Source organism: Acidovorax sp. JG5, assembly GCF_017939685.1.
Classification (GTDB): Bacteria; Pseudomonadota; Gammaproteobacteria; order Burkholderiales; family Burkholderiaceae_C; genus Acidovorax.
On the sequence record NZ_JAGKSE010000003.1, the window covers coordinates 313,521 to 331,073 of the forward strand.

Consider the following 17,553-nt stretch of genomic DNA (forward strand, 5'->3'; position numbering starts at 1 on the left):
ACATGGGCAGGGGTTACTCAATCACGAACAGCGGCTGTCCGTATTCCACGGCCTGGCCGTTTTCACCCAGAATCTTCGTCACGGTGCCGGCTTTGTCGGCCTCGATTTCATTGAGAATCTTCATGGCTTCAATGATGCAGATCGTCTCGCCTTCCTTGACCTGGCTACCCACCTCGACGAACGCCTTGGCGCCGGGGCTCGACGAGCGGTAGAACGTGCCCACCATGGGAGACTTCACCACATGACCGGTCGGCGCTGCTGCCACCGGGGCCGGCAACTCCGCCACAGCTGCGGGTGCAGCGGCAGCCGCCGGAGCCGGCATGGGGGCCGGAACATATTGCTGCACCACGGCGCCGCCACTCTTGACGATACGAACCTTGCCCTCGGCTTCGGTGATTTCGAGTTCGGACACATTCGACTCGGATACCAGGTCGATCAGGGTTTTGAGTTTTCGCAAATCCATGGGAGCTCCAACGGCTATAAAACTGAATAGGGCGCGAATTTACTCCAATTTCAGCCTACTTCAGTCTTCGGAGCACATTTTCCACCGCTGACATCAGGGCATTACCAATGCCATGTGACGTTAAAGTGCCATTTTGCAGCGCGATTCCATCAGCGCAGGATGGTCCACTTTTGCAAATCTTCCGGGGTCACTTGGCCCATTTTACGATGTGCCACACGCCCGTCCCCACTGAACACCACCGTAAAGGGCAGCCCCCCCGTCAGATTGCCCAGCGAACGCCCCAACTCCGAGCCCCCCAGCCCCGCCAGGCCCACGGGAAAATCGAGCGGCAACCGTGCCAGGAATTTCCGCACCGAAGACGGCTGATCAATCGCCAGCCCCACCACTTGCCAGCCGTTGGCCTGGTTCTCGCGATAAAAGGCATTGAGCATGGGCAACTCGTCCACACAGGGTGGGCACCAGGTTGCCCAAAAGTTGAGCAGCAAGGGCTTGCCCGCAAACGCCCCCATGGCCAGGCGCGCGCCCTCGGGCGTATCAAACGCCTGCGCCCATAGCGCCTGCTCTGCGCCCGCCTGCACGGCATGGGGTTGCAGGCGCCACCATGCCAGGCCGGCACCGCCAACGGCGGCCGCTGCGGCCACACCGGCATACAGGGCCCGGCGCCGGCTCACCGGCTTGGTGGCGTGAGGGGGCAGGGAAGAAGCAGAAGATTCCGTCATGGGCGCGGTCATGGAACATTTTCCTGAAGAAGGCGCCGCACGGCGGTGATGTCACCGCGCGGCGATCGCCCCTTGGCATCGGGGCGCAAAGCCCCGCGCAAATCGTCAAGATCGTAGATCAGCAAATGCACGCCGATCATTTCACCCAGTTCAGGACACATGCTGCCCACACTCAGGGCCTCCACAGAATCGCCGTGAAAGCCCGGAACAGTGCGCGGCTCGTAATCGACGTTGTGGTCTATCAACGCGATTTCGGCCGATTTGGAGTCATCGCAGAACAACTGCAAATAAATATCTGACAGCCGCGTGGCCGTACCACGCCACACCGCCCCTCCCAAGTGGGGCCGAAAGGCCGCCATGCGTTCCATCCAGACCAGCGCCAGCTGGCGCAGGGCACGCAATTCGTTTGGCTGGGTGTCGGCGCAAAAGAGCGCGATGTATTCGCGCACCGCCTCTTCCACCGCGTCGTTGTCGGGCAGCGGGGTGCGCGCTGGCAGGCCGAGTTCACGCAGCGCGCGGCGCTTGGCAGGGCCCCATTCCAGCCCCTCTTCCACGACCAGCCGGGCAGTGGTGCTGGCGATTTCGGCGCTCAAAGATGTTGGCATGGCAGAACCGGATGGCGTTGGAGGCGCTATTGTGGCGCGAACCCATGACAGACCGCCACTGCGCACCCCATGGCCCGGCGGCGACACGGCCATTGGTGGCCACAGGCCACCGATGACACTATGTTTTTCATAGCTTCTCACGCTTACCGCTCAAGCGCTACAGGGCGTTTTCTGGTTGAACCTTAGAATCTGCGCCCATGCACATACACATACTGGGGATCTGCGGCACCTTCATGGGGGGCCTGGCCGCGCTGGCCCGCGAAGCCGGACACAGGGTAACGGGCTGTGATGCCGGCGTTTACCCACCCATGAGCGACCAGTTGCGGGCCCTGGGCATCGAATTGATCGAAGGATTTGGCACCGACCAGCTGGCGCTGCGCCCCGACGTGTTCGTCGTGGGCAACGTGGTCAGCCGGGCCCGCTTGGCAGACGGCAGCCCGAAGTTTCCCCTCATGGAAGCCATCCTGGATGCCGGCCTGCCCTACACCAGCGGCCCGCAGTGGCTGGCCGAACAGGTGCTGCAGGGCCGGCATGTGCTGGCAGTGGCAGGAACCCATGGCAAGACGACCACCACGTCAATGCTGGCCTGGATTCTGGATAGCGCCGGGCTGCAGCCGGGCTTCCTGATTGGCGGCGTGCCACTGAACTTTGGCGTCTCCGCCCGCCTGGGCGCCCCGCAGCGCCCCGGCGCAGGCGACGGGGCGCTCGACACCCGCCCGCTGTTTGTGATCGAGGCCGACGAATACGACACCGCCTTCTTCGACAAGCGCAGCAAGTTCGTGCACTACCGCCCGCGCACGGCGGTGCTGAACAACCTGGAATTCGACCACGCCGACATTTTTGACGATCTGGCCGCCATCGAACGCCAGTTTCACCACCTGGTGCGCACCGTGCCGCCTTCGGGCCGCGTGGTGGTCAACGGGCTCGAAGAGAGCCTGGCCCGCGTGCTGCACACGGGTTGCTGGAGCACGGTGAGCAGCTTCGGTGCCGCAGTGAACGATTTTTCTGCCGTGGGCGACCCGCAGGCTTTTGACGTGCTGCACCAGGGCGAAGCCGCAGCGCGCGTGCAATGGGGCCTGACTGGCGTGCACAACCAGCTCAATGCGCTCGCCGCCATCGCAGCGGCGCACCATGTGGGCGTGCCGGTGCAGCAGGCGGCACAGGCGCTGGCCGATTTTCAGAATGTCAAACGCCGCATGGAGTTGCGCGGCACCGTGGGCGGCATCGCCGTGTACGACGATTTTGCGCACCATCCCACGGCGCTGCGCACCACACTGGACGGCCTGCGCCGCAGCCTCGGGCCCGATGCGCGCATCCTGGCGGTGTTCGAGCCGCGCAGCAATACCATGAAACTGGGCGCCATGAAAAGCCAGCTGCCCTGGGCGCTGGAGCCCGCCAACCTGGCCTTTTGCCACACGGCGGGGCTGGACTGGGATGCCGCTGCGGCCCTGGCGCCGCTGGGCGTGGGCACCGGCCAGCGCGCGCAGACCGCGCCGGACATTGACACCCTGGTCAGCCAGGTGGTGCAAGCGGCGCAGCCGGGCGATCACATTGTCTGCATGAGCAATGGCGGCTTTGGCGGCGTGCACGAGCGGCTGTTGCAGGCACTATCAAAAATATAGCTGTTTGCGCTTACTACATAAGCGCTAGCGGCTATTTTTGCTGAATATTCAGAAGGAAACCGCCATGCCCGGCACGTCCACTCGCACCACGGGTTTGGCCAGCGCGGCACTGGCGGCGCGGGCGAAATCACGCGACCACACGGGATCGTTGAACAACGAGGCGCCGGCGGCGCGCGCCACGGTCAGCACCTTGTCGGCCAGCAACACCTTGCCACTGGCGCGCAGGGGTTCGCAATCCAGGGCAATGAACTGATCGTCCAGCCAGTGGCGCCCGGCTTCATGCGCCATGGGCTCCTGGCCCTCCAGATCAAAACGGAACTCCTGGTTTCCAGTCAGCTGGACCGACACTTCGCTGTGCATGATGGGTTGCCTTTCTGGCGCAAGGGGGATGTAAGCCGGGGCCGCACACCGGCGGGCCCCACCAAAGGTTTGAGCTTACACCGCGCAGCAGCGCAGACTCAGCGCGCGCGGCGGGCCACCACGGCGGCCGACAGTTCGGCCAGCGACTGCAGCGAATCATCCCAGCCCAGGCAGGCATCGGTAATGCTTTTTCCGTATTCGAGCGCAGCGGGCAAGTCCTTGCCCGGCGAGAACTTCTGGGCACCGGCGTTCAGGTGGCTTTCGATCATCAGGCCGAAAACGCTGCGCGAGCCGCCGGCAATCTGGGCGGCGATGTCACGCGCCACATCCAGCTGCTTTTCGTGCTGCTTGCTGCTGTTGGCGTGGCTGCAATCGACCATCAGGGTGGGCGGCAGCTTGGCGGCTTCGAGGTCCTTGCACGCGGCGGCCACGCTGGCGGCATCGTAATTGGGCGCCTTGCCGCCGCGCAGGATGACGTGGCAGTCCTTGTTGCCCTTGGTGTTGACGATGGCGACCTGGCCGTTTTTGTGCACCGACAGGAAGTGATGGCCCCGGCTGGCCGACTGGATGGCGTCGGTGGCGATGCGGATGTTGCCGTCCGTGCCGTTCTTGAAGCCGATGGGCGCCGACAGGCCCGATGCCAGCTCGCGGTGCACCTGGCTCTCGGTGGTGCGAGCACCAATGGCGCCCCAGCTGATGAGGTCGCCGATGTACTGGGGCGAGATCACGTCCAGAAACTCACTGCCGGCGGGAATGCCCAGGCGGTTGATCTCGATCAGCAACTGGCGCGCGATGCGCAGGCCTTCGTCGATGCGGTAGCTTTCGTCCAGATAGGGGTCGTTGATCAGGCCCTTCCAGCCCACCGTGGTGCGGGGTTTCTCGAAATACACGCGCATCACGATTTCCAGCGTGTCGGCGTACTGGGCGCGCACGGCGGCCAGGCGGCGGGCATATTCCAGCGCCGCGGCGGGATCGTGGATGGAGCAGGGGCCAATCACCACCAGCAGGCGGTCGTCCTTGCCGGCCATGATGTTGTGGATGTTCTTTCGCGTCTGGGTGATCAGCGCTTCCACCGGCGTTCCGCTGATGGGGAAAAAGCGGATCAGGTGCTCAGGAGGTGGCAACACGGTAATGTCCTTGATACGTTCGTCGTCGGTCTGGCTGGTTTTCTCGACGCTGCGGTACCAGGAATCGGTAGCGGGGGTGGCGTGGGCCGTCATGGTGGCTTCCTCGTGGATTGAAATATCAGAAGGTCAGAAAAACAAAAACCGCCGGGCTCTTCAGCGTCGGCGGTTGGTATGGTGAGGTGTGTGGGCTTGCGCGTTGTCCTCTCATCCGCCGGGGACTGAGATCCAAAACCAAAAATAAAACGCGCTGCGAACTTGCATGGGAATCAATGTAGCACAGTGTTTGCCGCACCGCAGCAAGCTTGGTACATTGTGGCGCAGTGGCAACTGCCCTGGCGGCCGGCAATGGCACCCGGCTGGCGAGCGCAGGCTTTTATCCGCGCAAGTGCCGCAACCAGGCCTGCAGGCGCTGCCAGCCCGACACGCGCGGCGGCAAGGCCTCGGACAAATCGCTTTGCGGAGCGCTGTCGTGCTCGTACATGTCGATAAGCAGCAAGGCCTCGCCCAGCGTGCGCCAGGCCAGCAGTTCGAATTGCCGAAAGCAGGCGCCCTCTCGCGCGCTATGGCGCTCCAGCGCCTGCTGCCATGCGGCGACGGCGTTGCGCAACTCCCGCAGCGCGCGCTGATAGGCGCCGAATTCGTACAGGGCGTGCCAAGCAGAGCCCAAACCCGTGAGGAAAAGCTGGTGCTCGCGTGCGCAATGGACCAGCTCCACCACACGCGCAGTGACGGCACTGGCATCGGCGCCGGACCGGCGCAGGCGCGTCGCCTCGTCAATATGCATCGACAGCGCACCCAGGCTGTCCCGCAGCTGGCGCGAATCCTCGTCCGCTACGCCTTCGCGCAGGAAACGGCTGATATCGCCAAACGACTGAAGGGTTTGCTGCAAACTGTAAAGCGACGCAGGCATGGTGTGATTGTGCGCCCGCCTCTGCGAGCTGTCGCCCCCCGTGCGGGCCACCGGGCGCCGGGGTGCGCCGAAGCAAGCGCCCGAGGCGCCACCCCGTTGGGGTTTCAGGCCGTTCCGCCGACCGTCAACCCGTCAATCCGCAGCGTGGGCTGGCCCACGCCCACGGGCACGCTCTGGCCTTCCTTGCCACAGGTGCCCACGCCGCTGTCGAGCTTCATGTCGTTACCGATCATGCTGACGCGCTTGAGGCAATCGGGGCCGCTACCCACGATGGTCGCGCCCTTGACCGGGTAGAGAATCTTGCCGTTTTCCACCCAGTAGGCCTCGCTGGCCGAGAACACAAACTTGCCCGACGTGATGTCCACCTGCCCGCCGCCAAAGTTGGTGGCATACAGGCCCTTCTTGATGCTGGCCACGATCTCCTGGGGGTCCTTGTCGCCGCCCAGCATGTAGGTGTTGGTCATGCGCGGCATGGGAATGTGCGCATAGCTTTCGCGCCGGCCGTTGCCGGTGGGCGCCACGCCCATCAGGCGGGCGTTGAGCGAATCCTGGATGTAGCCCTTCAAAATGCCGTCTTCGATCAGCACATTGCGCTGACTGGTGTTGCCCTCGTCGTCCACATTGAGCGAGCCGCGCCGGTCGGCGATGGTGCCGTCATCGAGCACCGTGACGCCCTTGGCCGCCACGCGCTGGCCGATGCGGCCGCTGAAGGCGCTGGAGCCCTTGCGGTTGAAATCGCCCTCCAGCCCGTGGCCGATGGCCTCGTGCAGCAGGATGCCGGGCCAGCCGGGGCCCAGAACCACCGTCATCTCGCCCGCAGGCGCGGGGCGCGACTCGAGATTGACCAATGCGGCGTTCACCGCCTCGTCCACATACTGGGCAATTTGCGCTTCATCAAAATACGCCAGCCCAAAGCGCCCACCGCCACCGGCCGAGCCCATTTCACGGCGACCGTTCTGTTCAGCGATCACCGTCACCGACAGCCGCACCAGCGGCCGCACATCGGCCGCCAGCGTGCCGTCCGCGCGGGCCACCAGCACCACGTCGTATTCGCTGGCCAAACCGGCCATGACCTGGGCCACGCGCGGGTCCTTGGCGCGGGCGCGCTGCTCCACCTGCATCAGCAAATCCACCTTGGCCGTGCTGTCCAGCGTGGAGATGGGATCCACGCCGGGGTAGAGGCTGCGCCCGCCTGCTATCTTTTTAGAAGCTACTCGCGCACGACCCGCCTGCGCCACAGCCGAAATAGACCGTACAGTGCGGGCCGCATCAAGCAGCGAGGCTTCGGAGATATCGTCGGAATAGGCAAAGGCTGTCTTTTCGCCGCTGATGGCTCGCACCCCCACGCCCTGGTCAATGGAGAACGAGCCTGTTTTGACGATGCCCTCTTCCAGGCTCCAGCCTTCGCTACGGGTGTATTGGAAATACAGATCGGCATCGTCCACCTGGTGGGTGCGAATTTCAGCCAGCGCACGCGCCAGATGGCCTTCGTCAAGACCAAAAGGCGTCAGGAGCAACTGGCGGGCAACATCCATGCGTTGCAGGGTGGACGCGCGCTGGGGCGCGGCAGAGGGGGAGCGTGATGACATACAGCCATTTTAGGCGTGCCGCCATGCCCTGCGCGGCGCAAGGGGCGCATGCCCTCGCGGCGCACCGCCCCACCCCTGCGGGGCCATGGCACCGTCTGGTTACGCCGCCTGATTCGCCGTCTGGTCGTCCGTCGCCGCCCCGGGGGCGTTGGCCTTGACCGATGCGATACCTTCGTCGCGCGCCTTCTCGCCAGAAAACATCTGGCTTTGGCCAATGACCTGGCCGTTGCCCGCCTTGAGCGTGAAATAGGGCGATCCGTCCTTGGCGCTCAGCCTGCCATAACGGCCATCGTCGGGCGCATTTTTCTTGACCGACTCAATACCATTGAGCGCGCTGGCTTTGGAGTCGTAGAGCTCGCTGGTCAAAATGACCTTGCCGTTGTCCGCCAGCAGATTGAAGACGAACTTTTCGTTCTTGGATTTTTTCAGCTCAAACCTGGACGCCATGGGAAACACCTCCGGATGAATGCCAAAACACGGTTGGCACCCGCGTTGTAACCCGCAAGCCCCCATCGCGCAAGAGGCGGCAGGGAAGGCGGCAGGGAAGGCGACAGGGAAACGGGAAAGCGCCCGTTAAGCGCCGATTACAGCGCCGGCCGCGCGTCGCTGGGGTCGATGCGCTGCGCCCGCGCCACCGACATCAGAATGCCCAGCGCCAGCCCCAGCGTGACCATGGCCGTGCCGCCATAGCTGATGAACGGCAGCGGCACGCCCACCACCGGCAAGATCCCGCTGACCATGCCCATGTTCACAAACGCATAGGTGAAGAAGATCATCGACACCGCCCCCGCCATGAGCCGCCCGAACAAAGTGGTTGCGCCCACCGCAATGGCCAGCCCGCGCCACACCAGCAGCAAAAAGCACACGATCAGAAACAGGTTGCCGACCAGGCCGAACTCTTCTGAAAAGGCCGCAAAGATGAAATCGGTGGTGCGCTCGGGAATGAACTCCAGGTGGGTCTGCGTGCCGGCCATGAACCCTTTGCCAAAAACGCCGCCCGAGCCAATGGCAATCATGCCCTGGATGATGTGAAAACCCTTGCCCAGCGGGTCGCGCGAGGGATCGAGCAAGGTGCATATGCGCTGCTGCTGGTAGTCATGCAGGATGGACCAGCGCACGCCGTCGGCGCACAGCCGGGGCTCCAACGAGACCAGCAGCACGATGCCCACGACGCCCAGCAACACCGGGGGCAGCACCAGCTTCCACGACAAGCCGGCAAAAAAGATCACCGACAGCCCCGCCGCCAGCACCAGCAGCGAAGTGCCGAGGTCGGGCTGCTTCATGATCAGGCCCACGGGAATGACCAGCAGCAGCCCCGCGGCGGCAAAATCCAGCGGCCGCAGTTGCCCCTCGCGCTTCTGGAACCACCAGGCCAGCATCAGGGGCATGGCGATCTTGAGCAGTTCGCTGGGCTGAATGACAACGCCGAGGTTGATCCAGCGCTGGGCCCCCTTCTTGGTGATGCCGAACAAGGCCACCGCCACCAGCAGCGCCACCCCCACGGCATACAGGGGCACAGCCAGGGCCATGATCTTCTGGGGCGGCACCTGGGCCACCATGAACAAGATGGCAACGGCAATCAGCATGTTGCGCGCATGGTCCGCAAAGCGCGTACCGTGGTCGTACCCGGATGAATACATGGCCAGCAACCCGGCGCTGGCGAGCACAGCCACCACCAGGACGAGCGGCCAGTCAAACCCTTGGAACAGGGGCAAAAAACGCTGGGGGAAAGAAGGTTTGTCGAAAACGGCGGCCATGGGCAATTATCCCTGCCGGCACCACGACCTGTCAGGCCAACGTGATTTCCACCACGGTCTCGCCCACCCTGCTGCGAATGACAAGGGCGGCACCGATGGCCTTGGCACGCTCATGGAGCGCAAGCAGCCCTTTGCGCAACGGTCGCGCGGTGTCATAACCCACCCCGTTGTCCGCAATGCGAACCACGACCCAGCGTCCCTGCGCCTTGGCCTCGATCCGCAGCTTGCTGGCGTGCGCATGCTGCAGCACATTGGACAAGGACTCCAGCACCATGAATTGCAGATGCCGCATGCCGACCGCATCCAGCCGCTCCAGCGGTTCAATCAGGTCCACGTCCCAAAGCAGTTCGATATCCGCCGCATTGAGCTTAGGCTCCAGCCGGTAACGCAGATTGGCCAGCAAGCCCGTGACATCCCCCGCAGGAAGGTGCATGGCATCTATCGACAGTTTGATCTGGTCCAGTGAATCCCGCAGCGTATGCAGCACCTCGTCGTTGCTCGCCCGGCCCGACTGCAGTTGCCGGATGGCGGCACTGATGTGGGCCCCTACCCCGTCGTGCAGGTCACGCAGGATGCGTGTGCGCTCGTTCACCCGTTCCTGCTCCCGCGCAAGCAACTCCAGCCGCTCGTAGCTTGATTGCAGCGCCTGCTCCTTGGCGGCCATCTGCAGGGCCATGGTGGACAGCAGGTATCGCACCTGCGCGCTGGCCTCCCGAAACCGCGTGAACACAATATAGGCCAGCAACACGCCGAAAACCACCGAGGAGTAACGCATCAACGTATTGCCCCCCAGCGTCATCTGCACCCGAAACACAGCCCAATCCCGCACGCCCACCAGCAAGTTGAAAACCAAGGCGGCAGCAACCAGCCGGTGCAGATGGCTGCCCGTGCGCAGCGCAGACCAGCAGTACAGCGCTACAAACGGCAGAGCGACAACGCCCAGACTCGCATACCACCAGGTCAGCCACCCCTTGTAGCCCCATTGCGCGGCGACCGCGCAGCCACCCCCCGTGACCAGCAGGAGGGCCAGCGCCCACTGCAGACGCACCACACTGAAACGCCCACGCCAACCCACCGCCAACGCACTGAACATCAGCATGGACGCTACCCAAACCCCGAGCGCCTCAATAAACAGAATGTCCCACCAGAACCTGGGCAAGGGCGGCGTCTCCAGCAGCACGCTGCCCACGCGCAGACTCCAGAAATATTCTGCGAGCGCCGCATAGAGATACAGCGGATCCCTCTGTTTTCCGGGCGACTGGGTCGGGTTGACCTGTGTCCACCAGAGTGCCAAAGCAATCGTGCCCACCAGCAGGCTCACAATGACAACAACCCGCGTTCCCGTGACACGCTGAAGATACTCCGCGTCATACAGCGGCACGATCTCAGCGTGCGACCCCACCCAGGGGCTGGCCACGCCAGCCCGCCGGGCATGATCGGCCCGAATTCGGACCTGGATCAGGTTGTCTTGCCGCAGCAAACCTACCGGAATGGTGATGAGGCGGGGGATCTGGCCGTAGTCGTTTCGGTCAAATGTTTTCAGGTCGCCCTTGCTGTCCAGCAAAGCACCGTTGAGCCGGACCTCGTAAGCGTTGCCAAGGCGCAGGAAATACAGAAACCAGGGCTCTTTCGGTATGTCCTGAAGCGACAAGGACATCTCGAATTCGGCATGCCCCCGGCCCCCGCGATGCCACCAGTCCCACACATAAGGCAGCGTCGCCTCGAAATGCCTCACCTGCCCATCGACTTCAACTGTCGCCTGGGCTGAGGTCAATTGCAGCGGCGCGGCCTGTACGCCACTGACCATGGCCAGCCACCACAGCAATACACCCAACAGGCGGATGAAGGACAAGAACCCAAAAGAACGACGCCGCATGTGCAGTGGTCAGTCCGATCGGCCGCTGGAATAGCTCGGCAGCAGCCCCAATTTGACCGCTTCATAAACCGCTTCATTCTTGGAGTGCACAGCCAGCTTGCTGTAAAGGCTCTTGATATGCGTGCGCACCGTGTGCACGCTGATGCCCTGCAGGCGCGCGGTTTCCCCATAAGAAAACCCTCGTGCGATCAGCTCCAGAACTTCTTGCTCCTTGCCCGATAACAACACCGGCTCTGGCGCATTGCGGCCCGCCTGTCCGTCACCCATTGCAGATGCTGTGTTCTTGAGCGCAACCGGACCACCTGGCTGAAGTTGCGCTGGCGAACGCGTGGCGTGCAAGCTCAGGTACTTGGACAAGACCCGCCGAGCGATCATGGGCGAAATGGGCGAAGCGCCCTGCTTCATCTCCAAAATGGTTTCCGCAACATTTTCTGGCGTGGAGTCCTTGTGGATGTAGCCCAGCGCGCCGGCTTCAATGCTAGCCAGCACGTTGTCCTCGTCGCCAAACATCGAGATCACCAGCGGCTCGCACTCCGGATGCAGCTGCCGCGCATACCGGATCACTTCCAGTCCGCTGCCATCGGGCAGCCCTAAGTCCACCAGCAAAACATCCACCTGGTGCTCGGCATCGTCCAGCCAGGCCCGTGCCTCGGCAACGGAGCCCATGCTGGCAGCCAGCGCCAACCGGTCGCAACGTGACACGCTGGCGGCAAAAAACTCGCGCATCTGCGAGTCGTCTTCAACAATCAGCACACGCCACACAGGCATCTCCCTTGGGCTCAAACCGGTTTGAATAGGTAACCCGCAAGCAGCATAAACCTGTGCCGTCCAAACCACCAGCCACCCACCATCCCATGAATAAGGGAGCACGCCAGAACGCCGCAGCGGCGGTTGTAGCACCCCCCATGTTCATGGGATGCAATCCGTCACGACTATCGGCTCAATTAGCTCCGAGCGGAATCTGGAAGGCTTTGCAGACCGCTTGATTCAAACTCCTTGGAGATACTTATGACGATGCAACTCGGCAAACTGGCATTTGCCCTGGCAGGTGCTGCCATGCTGACCGTAGCAGGGTGTGGTGGTGGCGGTGACAGCACGCCCGCACCACCGCCCGCGGCGGCCAAGACCAGCGTGCCCGTGACCGTAGTCGACGGCGCGATCGAGAAAGCCACGGTATGCCTGGACAAAAACCTCAATGGTGTTTGCGACCCCAGCGAACCTTCAGGCAGGACGGACATCGACGGCAAGGTGACGCTGCAAATTGACAGTGCAGACGCCAACAAGTACCCGATCCTCGCGGTCGTCGGCACCGATGCCGTCGATAAGGATCACGGCCCCGTCACGACCCCCTTCACCATGCAGGCCCCAGCCGACAAACCTGCGGTCGTCAGCCCACTGACCACGCTGGTGCAATCCGTGATTTCCAACACCGGTGCCAACAGTGCCGATGCCGAAGCCTCCGTCAAAGCCCAAACCGGCCTCAACGTTTCGCTGTTTGCAGACTTCACCAAGGACAGCACGGCCGACAGCCAGGCCGCCGCCACTGTGGCACGCATGGTGGTGTTGACCACCCAGCAACAATCCACCCTGCTGAGCAGCACTGTGGGCTCGAGCGCCATCGACGGCGCAGTAATCAAACAGTCCGATCTGGACAAGATCATCCAGAACAGACTGCTTGAAATCCTGCCGGCGCTACTGACTGCATTGGCAGACCCCAGTGTCCAGAACGCAGCCCCGGCGGACAAGGATGCGGCGTTGCTGGCCCAGGCCAATACGCTGGTCAATAGCCCAGACACTGGCATCCCAACGACTGCCGTCACCACCCTGGTTGCCATCAACAACCAGACCGCTTCTCCCACCGTGGTGGCAGAAACACCCGCAGCAGGTGGAACCTTGCGCAGCCTGAATTTCACGGATTCTGCAAACTGGTCTGTCAGAGCCCTCGTTTCCACGCTGGCGCAGAACACCCCGGATGCCTCGAACAACGTCAAGTATGTAAGCCGCCGCTACAACAGCGTGAACGGTGCGGTGGCCGCATGGAACAACGGAGGCAGCCCCAACCGCCAGGCAGACCTGCATTTCAATGGGGCCAGCTGGGTCGGTTGTGCCTTGAACAGCGAAAACACCAGCACGGTGCGCGATGCCAAAGGCAACTCCAGCTACAACGACTGCGACAAGATGGAAACCGGCCGGTCGAACCGCGCCGTATTCGACATCGCCGACCGCCCCATGATCGACGTGTACAACCAGATCACAGCAGCTGGCTACACCAACCTGGCCATCGCTTCGGCAGCCACCGTTCTGAGCGCTGCCAAGTTCCCGGCCGGTGCCAAATTGTTCTACCAATCGAACACGCCCCTGACTACAGCGGTGGCTTATTACCCGGGAAGCAGCAACTATGTGACGCAGTACAGCCCGGCTGTCTCTGCCGGAGGTATTGCGAGCACCCAGGGAGCCACTGCAGGCTGCAACTCCAGCGAGTTCAGGGACACCAACGGCACCAACAGCGCCACGCTGGAGGGCATGATCAGTGCCATGACGGGTACGCCTTGCGTGTTTGCACAGGGCAAGTTTACGTACAACAACGTTCTCTACACGAGTCCAGACCCGACCGATGAGGCATGGGGCAACAGCACCGTCAGCCTCGGCAACATCGGTAACGCACCGGTGGGTACAGGCGCCACGGCACCGGGCTTTTACAGCGGCAATACCAGACTTCGTGTGGCCTTCAAGGGCGCTGGCACGAACCCGGTGACTTACTACGCCTGCAAGGAGCGCTTCAACAATGGCTCGGCACGCAACTGCACAGAGATCGGCACGGGCACCTACACCATCACAACCCAGGGCGACGCGCGCGTCATGACACTGAGCAACCCGCCCCTGGTCGCCAATGGACTGGGTTACCAGCGTGTGTTTGTGGAGCGGGGTAACAAGGTCTACCTGGGCTACCAGAACAACATGACGACCACCAACACCGCGCGGTTGAATCTGGCTGCCACCAACGCCTTGGCCTCCCAACTGGGGTTGCCCACCGTGAATCCGGAAGTGCCCTTGGCCTTGTCAAGAACATCCTACTCGGGCGAATGGGTGGTTTCCGACCCCGTTGCAGCGGACGGATCAACCACCATCCGTATTGATGGCAACGGCAACGTCACTTGCACCTGGATAGACAGCACCGGGACCGGGACCAATCCATGCACCCTGTCGTTTACAGACCTGGCAACTGGCGCCTTTACCCTGACCGATGCTGACGGTACCGCCACTGGTACCCTCAATTTCTTGACGGGCGCGGCCAGCGGAACATTTGCAGATACAGACGGCTCGACGGGCAGCTTCATGGGTGTCCGTCGCTAACCAATCCGGCAAGCGGCTATAGGGCTGCCCTGATCCTCAAAGCCCTGCTCCGGCGGGGCTTTTTTACGACCACTCTTTCATATAGGCCGGGTGAGACTTCATCCCGCCTGCCGGAACTCCATCACGGCCTGGTTGCTCAGGGTACGAAACAAACCCAGGACCTTGTCATCCACCACGATGGCGCCGGGCGATGACTGGTCGGCATAGATCAGGGCGAATGGTTGGCCCTTGACCTGCGGGGGCAGCGACAAGAAAGCCGGCGCATTGATGCCATGACATACAACTGTGGCAGGCGCGCCTACATGCGCGCCTGGGTGGCATCGTTGATCAGAGTTTCCGCCCCGCGGCACAGACCGCGGTAAACAGGTCGCCGGGCGTACTCAAGGCACGGCGGCATCCCCCTGGGGCGCCGGCAGCGTCAGCAAACAGGCCGCCGCAGAGCCCGGCTGGCATTGCTGGCCGCTGTGGGGGCGCTAACGGGTGCCGCCCAGCCGCGCAAGGCGTCGCGAAATGCCTCTGCGGTGGCGTAGCGCGCCGCCGGGCTGCGCGCCAGCGCGCGCTGCAATAGGGCGCGCAGGGTGGTGCCATCCACCCCTTGCACCGTGAGCAGCGCCACCATCGGCGCCACGGCGTCGTGGGGCACACACCGACCCTGCTGCGCCAGGTGTTCCGCTTGATGGCCATCTGGCGCTGCAGGCGAGAATCGAATGTCAGCCACACGGCGGTCTGGGCGTCGGCCCCAGCACCCGCAGCAATTCAAGACTGCCCAGCGCGGAGGAGGCTTGCCCCCCCCCCGAAACCAGTCGTTTAGCGATGGAAAGCGGGGCAAAATCGGGGCTGGTATGCGAGGCAAAACCAGGCGCCGCACGGCGGTAGCTGCCCTTCCATACTTCCACCCAAAGCACCCTCCAAAGCCCCATGACCACCACGCACCTGCTGTACCTGCATGGCTTTCGCTCCTCCCCCCAGTCGGCCAAGGCCCGGCTGATGGCGGCCTATGTGGCGCAACACCATCCTGCCGTGCACTGGTGGTGCCCCCAGTTGCCGCCCTCGCCCCGGGCCGCCATGGATCGGGTGGCCCAAGGCATTGCTGCCTGGCCGCGGGCCACCATGGCCGTGGTGGGCTCTTCGCTGGGGGGCTTTTATGCCAGCTGGGTGGCGCGGCAAACGGGCTGCGCGAGTGTGCTGCTGAACCCGGCCGTGGACCCGGCGCGGGACCTTGCGCGCCATATCGGCGAGCAAACGGCATGGCACGACCCGGCCGAACGTTTTTTCTTCCTGCCCGAATACATTGGGCAGTTGCAGGCCCTGGCCGCGGAGTGCCCGCTGTCTGCGGGCCGCGAAATGGCCATCATCGCCAAGGGCGACGAGGTGCTGGACTGGCGGGAGATGGCGGCGCGCTACCCCGCCGCCCAGATCACGCTGCTCGAAGGCAGCGACCATGCGCTGAGCGACTTTGGCGGCCACCTGCCGGCCGTGGCGAAGTTTCTGCGACTGGCATAACCAAGATGGAAGTCACTGCAGCGCTGGCGGGGCAGCGCGCTGGGCACTCACCCAACGCGCATGTTCCTCGGGGTAGGCCGCACGGTAGCGCCGCAGCTGAAAGGCCACCTCGTCGTCCATTCCCAACAACAGTGCGCTCTCTATAAGCTTTTCGATCACCCGGGGCTCGGGTGAAAAATGCAGCAGCTCCGTGGCCAGCGTGTGGATTTGCGGCGCGTTCTCGCGCGTGAGCGCCGTGATGGTCAACAGCGCAAAATCCACCTGGTTGGTGAACAGCAGGGTGTTGGACACCTTGGCCAGCGTGTCCGCCTGGTAGGCCAGCGGCCGGGCTGCCATGGGGCGGTAGAGCTGGCTGACACGGTAGTAATCCCACGCAATGCCAGCGCCCGCCACGCCCACCGCCACCACCACCACGGCAGCGCTGGCCAGAAAACGCGCAGAACGCACCCAGCCCGGCAGCGCCCGGCGCCACAGCAAGGCCAGCGCCAGCACCGTGACGAGCTGGAATGGGCCGTACCACAGAGGAAACTCAACCATGCTGTGCAGGCCGATGATGGCCAGCACACCCCAGGCCAGCTGGCGCAGCGGATCGGTCTCGCACCACGGACGCGCGCGCACCACCCAGGCCAGCACGGCGCCGCATGCCACGGCAGCCACCGGCAGGCCCAGCTCCACCGCCAGATGCAAGGGCAGGTTGTGGGCGTTGTCCAGCAGCGCGCAAAAGCGCTCGCCGGGAAACAGCGTCATGTAGTGCGCATAGTCCAGCTCGCCCCAACCCCAGCCCGTCCAGGGCTTCTGCGCGATCAGGTACAGCACGTTGGACCACAGAGTCCGTCGGCTGCTGCAGGCCTGCAGGTCCCCCCCGATGCGGGCAAAAACCCCCTCGGTGGCAAACCCCGTCCAGTCCAGCAACAGGCGCGAAAGCAGCCATCCCGCCAGGGCATAGAGCGCCAGCCCGATCACGGCCAGGCCCACCACCAGGCGCCCACTGGTGCCGCGCCACAGCACCAGCAGTGCCACGATCAGCAACCACTGCATCGCCCCGGTGCGCGATGCCGTGGCCGCGCTGGCCACCGCCAGCAACGCAAGCGCCCACGCCAACAGCATTCCCACCAGCCACGACGGCCATTCGCGCCCGCCGCCCTGCAGCGCTTGCTGCAGGGGCGTTACCGGCGCCGCAGTGTCCGCCGCCGCCAGGCGCACCTGCATCTGTGCCACCAACCACATGAGCGCCCACACGCCCAGGCTCATCAGCGACGCCTGCTGGTTGCGCTGGCGCAGGTTGCCGATGGCCTGCCCCGGCGTGGACGGCTGCACCCAGGGTGCCAGGCCGGGGTCGCCCAAAAAGTACTGCAGCAACCCGACCACTGCGGCCAACAAGGCCGCCAACAGCAAGCCCACCGCCAGCGGCGATGCCAGGAACGCTCGCCCACCGGACCCCAGGGCGCCAGCCGGCGCGCGGCGCAGCCCCCAGCCACGGCAGACCACGACAAGGGTCAGCAGCGCACCACAAGCCCAAGCCGCCACCAGGGGCCAGAAATTGGACAGGGGCGGCTGCGGGTACGAAAAGAGAAACGGCAAAGCCACTGCCAGCAGGGTCAGCGGCGCAGCAACGGCATCCAGACGCATTTCAATCAAACCAGAGCACAGTAGCGGAAGCGTTGGATC

At 63.8% G+C, this 17,553-nt stretch carries 17 protein-coding genes; 3 read left to right on the forward strand and 14 right to left on the reverse strand.

Annotated elements, in window-relative coordinates:
• Positions 1 to 13: 13 nt before the first annotated feature.
• From accB to J8G26_RS05560, 3 genes are all read right to left on the reverse strand, one after another.
• The gene (gene accB / locus J8G26_RS05550; RefSeq protein ID WP_087747483.1) at positions 14 to 463 is read right to left on the reverse strand and encodes an acetyl-CoA carboxylase biotin carboxyl carrier protein; all 450 of its coding nucleotides are present in this window, start codon (positions 461 to 463) and stop codon (positions 14 to 16) included.
• A 149-nt stretch (positions 464 to 612) separates the two neighbouring features.
• Complete coding sequence (locus tag J8G26_RS05555) at positions 613 to 1,194, reverse strand: TlpA disulfide reductase family protein (protein ID WP_210568216.1); 582 nt, start codon at positions 1,192 to 1,194, stop codon at positions 613 to 615.
• Positions 1,191 to 1,787: a hypothetical protein gene (locus J8G26_RS05560; RefSeq protein ID WP_210568217.1), complete on the reverse strand. Its 597-nt coding sequence runs from the start codon at positions 1,785 to 1,787 to the stop codon at positions 1,191 to 1,193. The genes J8G26_RS05555 and J8G26_RS05560 overlap by 4 nt, the downstream gene beginning before the upstream one ends.
• 197 nt (positions 1,788 to 1,984) lie before the next feature.
• Between J8G26_RS05560 and mpl the strand changes: the two genes are divergently transcribed.
• Positions 1,985 to 3,409, forward strand: a complete 1,425-nt coding sequence (mpl, locus tag J8G26_RS05565; RefSeq protein WP_210568218.1) for a UDP-N-acetylmuramate:L-alanyl-gamma-D-glutamyl-meso-diaminopimelate ligase — start codon at positions 1,985 to 1,987, stop codon at positions 3,407 to 3,409.
• A 48-nt stretch (positions 3,410 to 3,457) separates the two neighbouring features.
• Here the strand turns inward: mpl and J8G26_RS05570 are convergent, their stop codons facing one another.
• The 8 genes from J8G26_RS05570 to J8G26_RS05605 form a co-directional block, all read right to left on the reverse strand.
• Positions 3,458 to 3,769: a hypothetical protein gene (locus tag J8G26_RS05570; protein WP_087747487.1), complete on the reverse strand. Its 312-nt coding sequence runs from the start codon at positions 3,767 to 3,769 to the stop codon at positions 3,458 to 3,460.
• A gap of 98 nt (positions 3,770 to 3,867) precedes the next feature.
• Positions 3,868 to 4,989: a 3-deoxy-7-phosphoheptulonate synthase gene (locus J8G26_RS05575; protein ID WP_210568219.1), complete on the reverse strand. Its 1,122-nt coding sequence runs from the start codon at positions 4,987 to 4,989 to the stop codon at positions 3,868 to 3,870.
• 280 nt (positions 4,990 to 5,269) lie between these two features.
• Positions 5,270 to 5,806, reverse strand: a complete 537-nt coding sequence (locus tag J8G26_RS05580) for a hypothetical protein (RefSeq protein ID WP_210568220.1) — start codon at positions 5,804 to 5,806, stop codon at positions 5,270 to 5,272.
• 104 nt (positions 5,807 to 5,910) lie between these two features.
• Complete coding sequence (gene tldD, locus J8G26_RS05585; RefSeq protein ID WP_210568221.1) at positions 5,911 to 7,395, reverse strand: metalloprotease TldD; 1,485 nt, start codon at positions 7,393 to 7,395, stop codon at positions 5,911 to 5,913.
• 99 nt (positions 7,396 to 7,494) lie between these two features.
• Positions 7,495 to 7,842: a YegP family protein gene (locus J8G26_RS05590; RefSeq protein ID WP_087747491.1), complete on the reverse strand. Its 348-nt coding sequence runs from the start codon at positions 7,840 to 7,842 to the stop codon at positions 7,495 to 7,497.
• A gap of 137 nt (positions 7,843 to 7,979) precedes the next feature.
• A complete protein-coding gene (gene rodA, locus J8G26_RS05595) occupies positions 7,980 to 9,152 on the reverse strand; it encodes a rod shape-determining protein RodA (protein ID WP_087747492.1) in 1,173 nt (390 codons plus the stop codon).
• Positions 9,153 to 9,183: 31 nt separating this feature from the next.
• Positions 9,184 to 11,028, reverse strand: a complete 1,845-nt coding sequence (locus J8G26_RS05600) for a histidine kinase (RefSeq protein WP_210568222.1) — start codon at positions 11,026 to 11,028, stop codon at positions 9,184 to 9,186.
• A 9-nt stretch (positions 11,029 to 11,037) separates the two neighbouring features.
• Positions 11,038 to 11,928, reverse strand: a complete 891-nt coding sequence (locus J8G26_RS05605; RefSeq protein ID WP_349238307.1) for a response regulator transcription factor — start codon at positions 11,926 to 11,928, stop codon at positions 11,038 to 11,040.
• A 108-nt stretch (positions 11,929 to 12,036) separates the two neighbouring features.
• Between J8G26_RS05605 and J8G26_RS05610 the strand changes: the two genes are divergently transcribed.
• Positions 12,037 to 14,382 (forward strand): hypothetical protein, encoded by a 2,346-nt coding sequence (locus J8G26_RS05610; protein WP_210568223.1) that lies wholly within the window; start codon positions 12,037 to 12,039, stop codon positions 14,380 to 14,382.
• 98 nt (positions 14,383 to 14,480) lie between these two features.
• On the opposite strand, the gene J8G26_RS19320 is transcribed toward J8G26_RS05610, so the two are convergent.
• Entirely contained in the window at positions 14,481 to 14,633 is a 153-nt protein-coding gene (locus J8G26_RS19320; RefSeq protein WP_232476410.1) for a hypothetical protein, read from the reverse strand.
• Positions 14,634 to 14,800: 167 nt separating this feature from the next.
• A complete protein-coding gene (locus tag J8G26_RS05620) occupies positions 14,801 to 15,025 on the reverse strand; it encodes a hypothetical protein (RefSeq protein ID WP_087747496.1) in 225 nt (74 codons plus the stop codon).
• Between the two features lie 275 nt (positions 15,026 to 15,300).
• Between J8G26_RS05620 and J8G26_RS05625 the strand changes: the two genes are divergently transcribed.
• The gene (locus tag J8G26_RS05625; RefSeq protein WP_087747497.1) at positions 15,301 to 15,885 is read left to right on the forward strand and encodes a YqiA/YcfP family alpha/beta fold hydrolase; all 585 of its coding nucleotides are present in this window, start codon (positions 15,301 to 15,303) and stop codon (positions 15,883 to 15,885) included.
• 12 nt (positions 15,886 to 15,897) lie between these two features.
• Here the strand turns inward: J8G26_RS05625 and J8G26_RS05630 are convergent, their stop codons facing one another.
• Complete coding sequence (locus J8G26_RS05630; protein WP_210568224.1) at positions 15,898 to 17,514, reverse strand: Wzy polymerase domain-containing protein; 1,617 nt, start codon at positions 17,512 to 17,514, stop codon at positions 15,898 to 15,900.
• Positions 17,515 to 17,553 lie beyond the last annotated feature (39 nt).